The sequence below is a fragment of the Massilia orientalis genome (genome assembly GCF_030411975.2).
Classification (GTDB): Bacteria; Pseudomonadota; Gammaproteobacteria; order Burkholderiales; family Burkholderiaceae_D; genus Telluria; species Telluria orientalis.
This window is the reverse complement of record NZ_JASNRB020000039.1, coordinates 21,381-34,344: the sequence shown is the minus strand read 5'-3', so window position 1 is coordinate 34,344 and position 12,964 is coordinate 21,381. Positions and strand designations below refer to the sequence as shown.

Below are 12,964 nucleotides of genomic sequence, written 5' to 3'. Positions count from 1 at the left end.
GCGCGGGCAGCTATGCCGACACGGCGGGCAACACGGGCGGCGCGGGGACGGCCCCGTCGCTTCACTTCGACACGCTGACGCCGGATGCGCCGAGGGTCCCGGTGCTGCAACCAGCCAGCGACACCGGCGCTTGGTCCACCGACGGCATCACCGCCGACGCGACGCCGACCGTCAACGGTACGGCGGAAGGGCATGCGCTCGTCACCCTGTACGACGGCGCGACGGTGCTGGGCACCACGACAGCCAATGCCGGCGGCATGTGGAGCATCACCACCCCGACGCTGGCCGACGGCACCCACCAGTTACGTATCACGCAGACCGACGTGGCAGGGAATGTCTCGGCACAAGGCGCCGCGCTGGCGGTCGTGATCGACACGCACGCGCCGTCGGCCCCGGCCGCCCCGGTGCTGTCCACCGCGAGCGACAGCGGCATCGCGGGCGACCACATCACGAACGTCACGAGGCCGACGTTCAGCGGCACGGCCGAAGCCGGGGCCTGGGTGACGCTGTACGACACCGACGGCACCACCGCGCTCGGCTCGACGGGGGCCGATGCCGACGGCAACTGGATCATGCCGGCGTCCCCGCTGGCCGACGGCACGCACGTTCTGACCGTCAGGCAGGTCGACGCGGCCGGCAACGAATCGGCCGCCAGCCCGGCCCTGACGCTGACGGTCGACGCGACCGCACCGGCGGCGCCCGCGGCCCCGCAGCTGCAGGCGCAGTCCGATACGGACTCGGTCGGCGACGGCGTCACGTACGCGGTGCCGGTCCTCGAGGGCAATGCGGCGGCGAACGACCTCGTCACCCTGTACGACGGCACGACCGTGGTGGGCACGACCCATGCGGACACGCACGGCCACTGGAGCATCGCCGCCCAGGCGCTGGGCCTCGGCCGGCACACGCTGAGCGTGACCGATACGGATGCCGCGGGCAACGTGTCCGCGGCGAGCGGCAGTTTCGCCCTGACGGTCGAGGAAGCGCCGGTGCCGCTGGTGGATGGCGTGCGCGTCGTGACGGTGCCGGTCTCGCTGCCGGGCGGCGCGTCCGGCACCCAGGTCCAGGTCCCGATCGTGAGCGCGGGCCGCGTCGAACAGACCGGTGCGGCCGCCACGGCGGACATTCCGCTGGCCGGCGGTACCGATCTGCTGATGGCCCACGTGGGCATCGGTTACGGACTGACTGCCAGCGGCGGCGCCAATACGACGGTGGCGAACGGCGGCGTCGGCCTGATCGCCGCGATCCAGGCGGCGACCACGTCCGGCGGCGACCTCGTCCACATGAGCGGCAACGGCCAGAGCTACCTGGCGCAACTGCAGGCAAGCGAATCGCTGCTGGTCCAGACCATCGCGCCGGTCAGCAGCCAGGGGGCGCTGGACGGTGTCCTGACCCTGAGTGCCGCGAGCAGCGCCCAGCAGCAAGTGGCACTCGTGATCCAGACCGGCGGCCTGGCGCCCGGCAGCACCATTGCGCTGCAGAACGTCAATTTTGCGGCGATCGTCGGCGCAGCCAATATCGTCGTCCAGGGCGGCACGCAGATACTGACCGGCGATGCGGCCAGCCAGCACGTCACGCTGGCGTCCAGCGGCGACACGCAGGTGTTCAGCGGCGGCGGCGACGATACGCTCGGCTTCGGTGTACCGGCTGCGCGGGCGGCGAGCGCCAGCGGCGCGGCCCACGCGAATGCCGCGTCGACGCCGGCCACCACGGTCCTGCACGGCGGCACGGGCAGCGATACCGCGACGTTCGCCGGCGCCCGTGCCGACTTCGACGTGGAAACCCACAACGGCTACCTGGTGGTGAGCAGCAAGGCCGCGCCGGCGGCGAAGGCGCTGGTCGTCAACGTCGAGCAGCTGCAGTTCAGCGATGCCACCGTCAAGGTCGAGGACAGCGGCGCCATGGATACGCTGGCCAGCATCTACCAGACCGCGCTCGGGCGCCAGGCCGATATGTACGGCATCGAGTTCTGGGCCGACGCGCACCAGGCGGGCGTCAGCTGGGGCAGGATTGCGCTGGACATCATCCGCTCGCCCGAGTACGCGGCCAGCCACGACGCGTTCAACGGCAATGCCGAGCACGATGTCGGCATGCTCTACCAGGCCTTGTTCGACCGCGCTCCCGACGCGCCGGGCCTGGCCTTCTGGACCGAAGCGATGCGCAATGGCGTCAGCCTCGAGCATATCGCCACGGAGTTCGTGGAATCCGTCGAGATGATCGGCCACCAGCGCGCGGCCACCGACTGGGATTTCATCGTGTAACCATTGCGCAGGCGATGAACAACGGGCGCCGCGTGGCGCCCGTTGTCATGTGCGGCGTACGGCATCAGCAGCGCCGCCGCGTGTGTCGTTATCGGCCCCCGCCCGGACCGATGTTCTTGTCGAGGAAGGCCTCGACGCGGGTCCAGAAGTCGACCGAATTTTTCGGCAGGTGCCAGCCATGGCCTTCTTCCGGGTACTCGATCCACTCGACGTTCCTGTTGGTCTTCGTGACGGCGTCGTAGAACTTCTGGCCGTGGTACAGCGGCACGCGGCGGTCGACGCCGCCGTAGGCCAGCAGCACGGGCTGCGTGATGCGGGCCGCCTGCTCGATGGGCGACGTGGCCTTCAGTTGCGCCGCATCCTTCACGCGGTCGCCGATCAGTTCCGGCATGCCGTAGGCCTTCCACTGGTCCGTGAGGTCGGACTCGCGGCTCCAGGCCCCCGTGTACATCAGGTTGATGTCGGTGACGCCGACCCAGTCCACGCCGCACTTGTACAGGTCCGGATCGTTGACGAGGCCCATCAGCGTGGCGTAGCCGCCGTAGCTGGCGCCGGCGATGCAGATCCGCTTCGGATCGGCGTAGCCCTGCGCGATCGCCCAGCGGGTGCCGTCGGCCAGGTCGTCCTGCATGGCGCGGCCCCATTGCTTCCAGCCTGCCTGATAGTGGCGGAAGCCATAGCCGGTGCTGCCGCGGTAGTCCGGCTCCAGCACCGCGTAGCCGCGCGAGGCGAGGAATTGCGAATCGGGGTCCCAGCCCCAGACCGCGCCGTGCACCCATGGTCCGCCGTGCACCAGCACGACCATCGGCAGGTTCTTGTTCGCGCCGCGCGGCAGGGTCAGGAGGGCCGGGATCTCCAGGCCGTCGCGCGCCTTGTAGCGCACCATCTGCTGGCGGCCCATACGCTTCGGATCGATGGCCGGGCGCGACGAACCGATGTCGTTGAACTGGTCGGTGGCCGTGTTGTACAACGTGTAGCGCATCGGGATCGCGTCGGAATACGACCGTATCAGCACCCAGGGCGAATCGTCGGCCGGAACGTCGATCAGGTTGACGGTGGCGGGCAACAGTTTGTCGAGCTTGTCCTGCAGCGCCTTCATGCCCGGATCGAACCACTCGTTCGACCGGGCGTCGGTGGTGATGAGCGCGCCCAGGAGTTTCGTGCGGCTCTTGACCAGACTGCCGGTGAAGTCATAGCCCCTGGTGACCAGCAGCGGCTCGGCGGCAAGCTTGCCGGCCTTGAGATCGTAGGCGTAGAGTGCCTCCGTGTCGTGGCCGTTGTGGGCGGCGACGTACAGCGTGCCGTCGGGACCGAAGCTTACCGGACTGAACGCACCTTCGCTTGCGGTATAGGCCGCGAACTGCGCCAGCGTGCGCCACTTGTCCTGGTCGGCGGGATCGCGGTAGTAGATCGTCATCCGCCCATCCTTGACGGCGGTGGCAAGGCGGGGTTCGCCTTCGTGATCGAGCAGCCAGCTGGTCACCGGTCCCGGGCGGGGAATGGTTTGCGCGTGGCCCGTGCGCGTGTTCAGGCGGACCAGGTCGGTGTAGAGGTGTTCATCGCCCGCATCCCAGATGGGACGGGACACATAGATCATGTCGTCCTTGCGTGGACGCTGGCGGATGAGGAACGTGTTCCACGGTTGCATCGGCACCTTGCCGATCAGTTCGTGGCGCGAAGCGGAGTCGACATAGCGGTCGGCCAGCTGCGCGAAATGCTGGCCGTCGCGGTCGACGGCGTACAGGCCCGGGCCGTGCCGCACGTCGCCCTGGCCGGTATTCTTTTCGGTCAGGTCGAAGACGAGCCGGGTGCCGTTCACCCATTCGAAGTCGTCGATGTCGGCATCGTCGAATGCGGCCACCACGGTCGGCTTGTTGGTGGCGAGGTCGATCACGGCGAGATAGTCCTTGCGGTCGGGCGCGCCCGCACGGACCGCCAGGTAGCGCGCATCGGGAGACAGCGCGACGCGATGGATGGCGGCATGCTGGAAAAAGGCGATGGCCGGCGGCGTGGCTACAGCGGCCGGCGCGGCCCAGGCGGCACCGGCGAGCGAAGCGGAGAGAGCGAAAAAATACGGCAGGGTACGGCGCGGGAGCATGCAAGATCCCCAGTGAGAACATTGCATAACGATAACATTTATTCCGGCGCCCGGATATGCGCCACGAGCCCGCCGCTCGCGCGCGGCGGCGGCGCCGTCACCAGACTCGCCACGACCAGCGCCAGCGCCCCCGCCGGCACGCCGAACACGCCCGCGGAAATGGGCGCGATGTGGAACCAGACCGCATCCAGGCTCCCGCCCAGCATGGGGTTCGTGTGCAGCATGTAGTAGATGCAGACGAGGAAGCCGGTCGCCATGCCCGCGATCGCGCCCGCGAAATTGGCCCGCTTCCAGAACACGCCCGCCACCAGCGCGGGGAACATCGTCGACCCCGCGAGCGAGAACGCGGCGCCGACGAGCGACAGGATGTCGGCCGGCTTTTGCGACGCGACGTACGCGGCGATGAACGCGACGGCCAGCAGCAGCAGCTTGGAGATCGTCACGCGCTTCTGCGTGGAGGCGCCCGGATCGACGATCTTGAAGTAGATGTCGTGCGACAGCGCGTTCGAGATCGCGAGCAGCAGGCCGTCCGCGGTGGACAGCGCCGCCGCCAGGCCGCCGGCCGCCACCAGCCCGGAAATCACGTACGGCAGGCCGCCGATCTCCGGCGTGGCCAGCGTGAGCACGTCGCCGTCGATCGCGATCTCGGCCAGCTGCACGATGCCGTCGCCGTTGATGTCGACGATGCTGATCAGGGGATTCGACTTGTCGACGTTGGCCCAGTACGAGACCCAGGTCGGCAGGGAATCGAAGCCCGTGCCGACGAGGGCCGTGTAGATGTCGTACTTCGCCAGCACGGCCAGCGCGGGCATCGTCAGGTAAATCAGCAGGATGAAGAACAGTGTCCAGAACACGGAGACGCGCGTCTCGTGCACGGACGGCGTCGTGTAGGAGCGCATCAGGATGTGCGGCAGCGCCGCGGTGCCGAACATCAGGCAGAACACGAGGGATAGAAAATTGTTGCGGCGGATGTCCGATTCTTCCCGCGTCTTGCCGGGGAACGGTTCCGCGTGCGGTTCCGGCGGCTGGGCGCGCGCCAGGTTGGCGGCGCGCAGTTCGGTCCACGCGCGCGCGGCTTCGTCGGCCGTGCGCGGATAGTCGAGCAGCTCGCGTTCCGCGCTGCGCACCTCGGTCAGCGGCGCGTTGCGGCCGCGCGCCTTGTCCAGCCGGCGCTGTGCTTCGATCTTGCCCGCTTCCCAGGAATGGGGCAGGGCGGCGATGCGCGCCGCGTAGTCGTCGGCGCGGGCGTGGAAACGGGCGCGCACTTCGGCCTCGCGCGGGTCGGCCGCCAGCTGGGCTTCGCGCGCGGCCAGCTTGGGCAGCACGGAGCCGTACGCGACCTGCGGCACCGGGTTGCCCGCGAATTTCATCGACAGCCAGATCGTCGGGATCAGGAAGGCGACGAGGATGATGATGTACTGCGCCACCTGCGTCCACGTGATGGCGCGCATCCCGCCCAGGAACGAGCACACGAGGATGCTGGCGAGGCCGAGGAAGATGCCGACCGAGAAATCGACGCCCGTGAAGCGCGACGCGATCAGGCCGACGGCATAGATCTGCGCGACGACGTACGTGAACGAGACGACGATGGTGCCGCCGACCGCGAGCGCGCGCACGATGCTGCCCTGCCGCGTAGCGGTCTCGCCGCCGTAGCGGGCGGCGAGGAAGTCGGGGATCGTGTACTGGGCGAAGCGGCGCAGGTAGGGCGCGATCAGCAGGGCGACGAGGCAGTAGCCGCCCGTCCAGCCCATCACGTAGGCGAGGGCGTCGAAGCCGTGCAGGTACAGCGTGCCCGCCAGGCTGATGAAGCTGGCGGCCGAGATCCAGTCGGCCGCCGTCGCCATGCCGTTGAACAGCGCCGGCACCCGCCGTCCCGCCACGTAGTATTCGGACACGTTCGACGTGCGGCTGACGACGCCGATGATCGCGTACAGGACGATCGTCGCGAACATGTACAGGTGGCCGATCCACTGGCGCGGCATGCCTTCGTGTTCCAGGATCGCCAGCGCGCCCAGGAACAGCGCGAAGCACAGCGTGAACCACAGGTAGTAGCGGGCCAGTCGGCGGAAGTAGCTGCGGGTCTTGGCGGCCGTCCCGGTCATGAACGGCCCTCCAGCATGCGTTGGAAATCGCGGTCGAGGATGCGCATGCGCCAGGCGTACGCCCCGATGATGGCGAGGTACGTGAGCGACGCGCCCTGCGCCGCGAGGTAGAACGACAGCGGCCAGCCGAACACGGACAGGTGCGCGAGGTCGCGCGCGAAGAACACGGTGCAGAAGCTGGTCGCGAGCCACAGCGCCAGCAGCAGCGCGATCAGGCGGCGCGCGCGCGCCCAATGCGCGGCGCGTGCGGCGACGATGCGTTGGCGCTCGCGGTCGGGGTCAGAGGAAGGGGCGGTCTCGGTCGGCATCGGGGACAAGCGTGACGGTGGGCGGGAAGGTCAGCCGGAACAGGCTGCCCGGGAATTTCTTGTGCGTGCTGCGCGGGTTGTTGAAGATCTCGATGTCGGCGCCGTGCTGCTGCGCGATCTCGCGCACGATGGCGAGACCGAGGCCGGAACCGGACGCGCTCGAACCGAGGATGCGATAAAAACGTTCGAACACGCGATGGCGCTCGGACGGCGCGATGCCGGGGCCCGTGTCCTCGACTTCGAGTAAAGCCTGGCTGCCGTTGCCGATGTTCGTCCCGCGCACGCGCACGGTGACGCTGCCGCCGGGCGGCGTGTAGCGCAGCGCGTTGTCGATCAGGTTCGACAGCAGCTCGCGCAGCATCATGGCGCTGCCGTCGATCTCCGGCGGGTCGCCGATGACTTCGTAGCCGAGGTCGATCTCGTGCGCGAACGAGGCTTGCACCCAGTCCTGGACGACGTCGCGCGCCAATGCGGCAAGGTCGAGCGGTTCCAGCGTCTGGCCCGCATGCGGCTGGTTTTCCGCGCGGGCCAGTGCCAGCAGCTGGTTTACGAGACGCGTGGCCGATTCCGAACTCGTGGCCAGCTGCTCGAGCGAGCGGTGGATCTCGTTCGGATCGACCTGGCGCAGCGCCAGCTCCGACTGCATGCGCATGCCCGCGAGCGGCGTCTTCATCTGGTGCGCGGCGTCGGCAATGAAGCGCTTCTGCACGTCGATCGTGTGCGCGAGGCGCGCCAGCATGTCGTTCAGCGAGCCCACGAGCGGCGAAATCTCTTCCGGCACCTGGCGCGAATCGATGGGCGACAAATCGTCCGGCGGGCGGGCGCGGATGCGTTCCTGCAGCTGCGCCAGCGGCGACAGGCCCCGCGACAGCGCGAACCAGACGAGGGCCAGGATCACGGGCAGGATGATGAACTGCGGCAGGATCACGCCCTTGATGATCTCGTTGGCCAGCTGCGCGCGCTTGTCGAGCGTTTCCGCCACCTGCACGAGCGCGAGGCGCGGTTCCTGCGTGGCGTCCAGCAACGGCTGCAAATTGACCCAGGCATAGGCGATGCGTATCGGCGTGCCGTGCAGGGTCTCGGTGCGGAAGTGCACGCGGCCGCTGCGCTCGGCGTCGTCGGGGTTCGGCGGCGGCAGGTCGCGGTCGCCGTCGACGATCTCGCCGTGCGGGCCGCTGATCTGGAAATACACGCTGTCGACGTCGTCCGCGCGCAGGATGTCGCGCGCGGTGCCGCCCAGGCGCGCGACGACCTGGCCGTCGACCTCCTTGACCTGCTGCGCGAGCACCGTGACGCTGTCTTCCAGCGCATGGTCGAACGGTTGATTCGCGATCGACTTCGCGACCAGGTAAGTGATCGCGATGCTCATCGGCCACAGCAGCAGCAGCGGGGCCAGCATCCAGTCGAGGATTTCGCCGAACAGCGAATGCTGGATGCTTTCTTCCGGTTCCGGCCTGGGCGGGACGTAGAGGTCGTCGACCGGTTCCGTGACGGCGAGCGGATCCGGTCCGGCCGCGCGCCGCTTGAACCGCTTCACTTCTGGCCGCTGGCTGCTTCGGCGCTCTTGCGGGCGCTGTCGCGGGGTGTATCGGAAAAGCGCTCCAGGCAGTAGCCCAAGCCGCGCACGGTGGCGATGCGGATGCCGCCCGTCTCGATCTTCTTGCGCAGGCGGTGCACGTAGACCTCGATGGCGTTGTTCGACACTTCCTCGCCCCATTCGCACAGGTGGTCGACGAGCTGTTCCTTCGACACGAGGCGGCCCGTGCGCGCCAGCAGGATTTCCAGCAGGCCCAGCTCGCGCGCGGACAGGTCGAGCATCTGGTCGTTGATGTACGCGCTGCGGCCGACCTGATCGTACACGAGCGGGCCGTGGCGGATGACGGTCGAGCCGCCGCCCTGGCCGCGCCGGGTGAGGGCACGCACGCGCGCTTCCAGTTCGGACAGCGCGAACGGCTTGGGCATGTAATCGTCGGCGCCGGCGTCGAGGCCGCCCACGCGCTGCTCGATGGAGTCGGCAGCCGTGAGGATCAGCACCGGCAGCAGCGAGCCGCGCGCACGCAGGCGGCGCAGCACGTCCAGGCCGGACAGCTTGGGCAGGCCGAGGTCGAGGATCAGGAGATCGAACTCCTGGGTCGACAGCGCCGTGTCGGCGTCCTGGCCGTTCTTGACGCAGTCGATGGCGTAGCCGGATTGGCGCAAGGAGCGCGTCAGCCCATCGGCCAATACGCTATCATCTTCGGCTAGTAAAATACGCATCTTTTCCCCCGGCTTTCGTTGTTCGACCCCGCTCACTCGCTTATGGGGACCTCGAAAAACCGTCGCGAGCGGCAGCAATGTCGTTTGAGAAGCGCAGCTGTACGAGTAGTACAGCGAGCATCGCAGGACGACAGTGCAACGCGTAGCAGGTTTTTCGACGTTCCCTTATTGTGTGGGAAGTTTCGCAACATGTCGAATCGGGCGAGCGATGGTAAATATCGCTTGCCAAAACCACTGGTATTTTATACAGTACTTCCTATTGAAATCGCGCGAGCGGCCCACACCTTGGTTCACTCTAGGACAGAAAGAAAGTTATGGACGACAAAAAATCCGCAATAAATGCAGCCGAGAAGGGCAAGGCGCTGGCAGCAGCCCTCGCGCAGATCGAAAAGCAATTCGGTAAAGGCTCGGTGATGCGCATGGATACCAATGCGCCCGTCGAGGAAGTGCAAACCGTCTCGACCGGCTCGCTGGGCCTGGACATCGCACTCGGCGTCGGCGGCCTGCCGCGCGGCCGTATCGTCGAGATCTACGGTCCGGAATCGTCGGGCAAGACGACCCTGACCCTGCAGACCATCGCCCAGATGCAGAAACTGGGTGGCACCTGCGCGTTCATCGACGCCGAGCACGCGCTGGACGTGACCTATGCGCAAAAGCTGGGCATCAAGCTGGACGAGCTGCTGATCTCGCAGCCGGACACGGGTGAACAGGCGCTGGAAATCACGGACGCTCTCGTGCGTTCGGGCAGTGTCGACATGGTGGTCATCGACTCGGTGGCGGCGCTGACGCCGCGCGCCGAGATCGAAGGCGACATGGGCGACTCCCTGCCGGGCCTGCAGGCCCGCCTGATGTCGCAGGCGCTGCGCAAGCTGACCGCATCGATCAACCGTACGAACACCCTGGTGATCTTCATTAACCAGATCCGTATGAAGATCGGCGTCATGTTCGGCAGCCCGGAAACGACGACCGGCGGTAACGCGCTGAAGTTCTACGCCTCCGTGCGCCTGGACATCCGCCGTACCGGCTCGATCAAGACCGGCGACGAGGTGATCGGTAACGAAACCAAGGTCAAGGTCGTCAAGAACAAGATCGCGCCCCCGTTCAAGGAAGCGCACTTCGACATCCTGTACGGCGAAGGCACGTCGCGCGAAGGCGAGATCATCGACCTGGGCGTGGACAACAAGATCGTCGAGAAGTCGGGTTCGTGGTACAGCTACGGTGGCGAGCGTATCGGCCAGGGCAAGGACAATGCCCGTATCTTCTTGAGGGAGCGTCCGGCACTGGCACGCGAAATCGAGAACAAGGTCCGCGCCGCCCTCGGCGTGCGCGAACTGCCGCCGGCCCCGGCCGGCAGTGCTGCGGTCGAGCCGGCAGCCATCGGCGACGACGAGTAATCGTCCTGATGCCGCGCCAGCAACTGAGCCTCAAGGCTCGCGCGTTGAAGTATCTGTCGACGCGCGAGCACAGCCGGCTCGAGCTGGCGCGCAAATTGTCCCGTTATGCGGAGGAGGGCGACGACGTCGAAGCCCTCCTCGATTTCCTCGAAAAGAACAACTGGCTGTCGCAGGAGCGGTTTGCCGAATCGCTGGTTCACCGGCGAGCCGGACGCTACGGTAACGCCCGGGTGCTCGCCGAACTCCAGCAGCATGGCGTCAACGGCGAAGCGTTCGACGAACTCAAGTCCGAACTGAAGGAATCCGAAACGGCACGGGCGCGTGAAGTCTGGCGCCGCAAGTTCGGCACGGTTCCACAGGATGCCGAAGAACGCAGCAAACAGATGCGCTTCCTGTTGCAACGCGGCTTTTCCCAGAGTGCGGTGCGTGCCGCGCTGAAGGGCGGCCACGACGACGACGACCTCTGATCTCATCGTTGTGAATAACGGACTGTCGTTCCGTTTATGACGGCAAGCTTGCGCTTTCGGCATCACAACTTCGCAACATCTCCCCTTATCTTCCCTGCAAAAACCCTTCTGTGACCGGGGAGACGGTGCACAGCCCGTTACCCTGTGCTAAACTTTCATGGTTTAAGCAGCGCCGCAAGAGCGGTTGTTGCCGTAGAAGCTGCGGCAACGTGCATCAGGCACAACGGCTGCAAATTTTTTCGCCGCATTCCGGCATTGGTGTTTATGCCCCTGTCTCCTCCCGCTCCGCGTAAGCCAAGGCACACGCGCGCCATTAGCGTCGAAGCGTTCGCGCGCGACGATGGCCTGTGGGACCTCGACGCGTGCATCCGCGACACCAAGACGCATGACATTGCCCTGCCTTCCGGCGCCCGTCCGGCCGGCCTGCCGGTGCACGAACTCAAATTGCGGGTGACTATCGACCGCGACATGAACATCGTCGACGCCGAAGCCGCGTCCGATGCCGTACCCTATCCCGGTTTCTGCGACACCATCGCCCCTGCGTATAAAAAACTCATCGGCTTGTCGCTGCTGAAACATTTCCGATTGCATCTGAAGGACCGCCTGTCCGGGGTACTCGGCTGCACCCACCTGACCGAACTCGCGCAAGTCCTGCCCACCGCGGCAATCCAGGCCTTCGCCGATGACGCGATGGCCAACCGCCCGGCCGATGCTTCGGCCGGGCGGCCTTACGAACTGGACCGCTGCCACGCGCTGCGTCTCGACGGCCCCGCCGTCGAAACGTATTACCCGCGCTGGTCGCTCAAGGCGGTGCCGGGGTAGTGTTGTCCGGAGTAGACTCCGGATTTGTCGCTTTATTTTTCAACCGCATTTCTAAACTACATCAGTAACAGAAGAAGGGAAGCCAGCATGAAAATCCATGAGTATCAGGGCAAAGAGATCCTCCGAAAATTCGGAGTGACCGTTCCGCGCGGCATTCCATGCCTGTCGGTCGACGAGGCTGTCAAAGCCGCTGAAGAGCTGGGCGGACCGGTCTGGGTGGTCAAGGCCCAGATCCATGCTGGCGGCCGTGGTAAAGGCGGCGGCGTGAAAGTTGCCAAGTCGCTGGAACAAGTGCGCGAATACGCGAACCAGATCCTGGGCATGCAACTGGTGACCCACCAGACCGGTCCGGAAGGCCAGAAAGTCCGCCGCCTGCTGATCGAAGAAGGCGCTGACATCAAGAAAGAACTGTACGTGTCGCTGGTCACCGACCGCGTCACCCAGAAAGTCGTGCTGATGGCCTCGTCGGAAGGCGGCATGGACATCGAAGAAGTTGCACACAGCAACCCGGAAAAGATCCACAACGTCGTGATCGAACCGAGCGTCGGCCTGACCGATGCGGATGCCGACGACATCGCCCGCAAGATCGGCGTGCCGGAAGGTTCGATCGCCGCTGCGCGCGCAAACCTGCAAGGCCTGTACAAAGCGTACTGGGAAACCGACGCATCGCTGGCTGAAATCAACCCGCTGATCCTGACCGGCGACGGTAAAGTGATCGCCCTGGACGCCAAATTCAACTTCGACTCGAACGCCCTGTTCCGTCACCCGGAAATCGTCGCCTACCGCGACCTGGACGAAGAAGATCCGGCCGAAGTCGAAGCATCGAAATTCGACCTGGCGTACATCTCGCTGGACGGTAACATCGGCTGCCTGGTGAACGGCGCCGGTCTGGCCATGGCCACCATGGACACCATCAAGCTGTTCGGCGGCGAGCCGGCCAACTTCCTGGACGTCGGCGGCGGCGCAACCGCCGAGAAGGTCACCGAAGCCTTCAAGATCATGCTGAAGAACCCGGGCCTGAAAGCCATCCTGGTCAACATCTTCGGCGGCATCATGCGCTGCGACGTGATCGCCGAAGGCGTGATCACCGCATCGAAGGCCGTGTCGCTGCAAGTGCCGCTGGTCGTCCGCATGAAGGGCACCAACGAAGACCTGGGCAAGAAGATGCTGGCCGACTCCGGCCTGCCGATCATCTCGGCCGACACCATGGAAGACGCAGCGAAGCAGGTCGTTGCCGCTGCAGCTGGCCAAGCCTAATT

At 66.2% G+C, this 12,964-nt stretch carries 10 protein-coding genes; 5 read left to right on the top strand and 5 right to left on the bottom strand.

What is annotated here, in order from left to right:
• On the top strand, positions 1–2,258 hold a 2,258-nt coding region (locus QPK29_RS31655; RefSeq protein ID WP_400189912.1), incomplete at its 5' end, for an Ig-like domain-containing protein.
• A gap of 88 nt (positions 2,259–2,346) precedes the next feature.
• Here the strand turns inward: QPK29_RS31655 and QPK29_RS31650 are convergent.
• The 5 genes from QPK29_RS31650 to QPK29_RS31630 are packed head-to-tail and all read right to left on the bottom strand — an operon-like array spanning position 2,347 to position 9,022.
• Positions 2,347–4,356 (bottom strand): S9 family peptidase, encoded by a 2,010-nt coding sequence (locus tag QPK29_RS31650; protein ID WP_371772119.1) that lies wholly within the window; start codon positions 4,354–4,356, stop codon positions 2,347–2,349.
• 38 nt (positions 4,357–4,394) lie between these two features.
• Positions 4,395–6,458 (bottom strand): sodium:solute symporter family protein, encoded by a 2,064-nt coding sequence (locus tag QPK29_RS31645; RefSeq protein WP_371772118.1) that lies wholly within the window; start codon positions 6,456–6,458, stop codon positions 4,395–4,397.
• A complete protein-coding gene (locus QPK29_RS31640; protein ID WP_082577094.1) occupies positions 6,455–6,766 on the bottom strand; it encodes a DUF4212 domain-containing protein in 312 nt (103 codons plus the stop codon). The genes QPK29_RS31645 and QPK29_RS31640 overlap by 4 nt, the downstream gene beginning before the upstream one ends.
• Entirely contained in the window at positions 6,738–8,303 is a 1,566-nt protein-coding gene (locus tag QPK29_RS31635; protein ID WP_056124723.1) for a sensor histidine kinase, read from the bottom strand. The genes QPK29_RS31640 and QPK29_RS31635 overlap by 29 nt, the downstream gene beginning before the upstream one ends.
• The gene (locus QPK29_RS31630; protein ID WP_056124719.1) at positions 8,300–9,022 is read right to left on the bottom strand and encodes a response regulator; all 723 of its coding nucleotides are present in this window, start codon (positions 9,020–9,022) and stop codon (positions 8,300–8,302) included. The genes QPK29_RS31635 and QPK29_RS31630 overlap by 4 nt, the downstream gene beginning before the upstream one ends.
• A gap of 314 nt (positions 9,023–9,336) precedes the next feature.
• On the opposite strand from QPK29_RS31630, the gene recA reads away from it, so the two are divergent.
• The 4 genes from recA (at position 9,337) to sucC (ending at position 12,962) form a co-directional block, all read left to right on the top strand.
• On the top strand, positions 9,337–10,416 hold the full coding sequence (gene recA / locus QPK29_RS31625; protein WP_160409483.1) for a recombinase RecA: 1,080 nt from the start codon (positions 9,337–9,339) through the stop codon (positions 10,414–10,416).
• An 8-nt stretch (positions 10,417–10,424) separates the two neighbouring features.
• A complete protein-coding gene (gene recX, locus QPK29_RS31620; protein ID WP_056124713.1) occupies positions 10,425–10,883 on the top strand; it encodes a recombination regulator RecX in 459 nt (152 codons plus the stop codon).
• Positions 10,884–11,147: 264 nt separating this feature from the next.
• Positions 11,148–11,705 (top strand): DUF2889 domain-containing protein, encoded by a 558-nt coding sequence (locus QPK29_RS31615; protein WP_056124710.1) that lies wholly within the window; start codon positions 11,148–11,150, stop codon positions 11,703–11,705.
• Between the two features lie 87 nt (positions 11,706–11,792).
• The gene (gene sucC, locus QPK29_RS31610) at positions 11,793–12,962 is read left to right on the top strand and encodes an ADP-forming succinate--CoA ligase subunit beta (RefSeq protein ID WP_056124707.1); all 1,170 of its coding nucleotides are present in this window, start codon (positions 11,793–11,795) and stop codon (positions 12,960–12,962) included.
• Positions 12,963–12,964 lie beyond the last annotated feature (2 nt).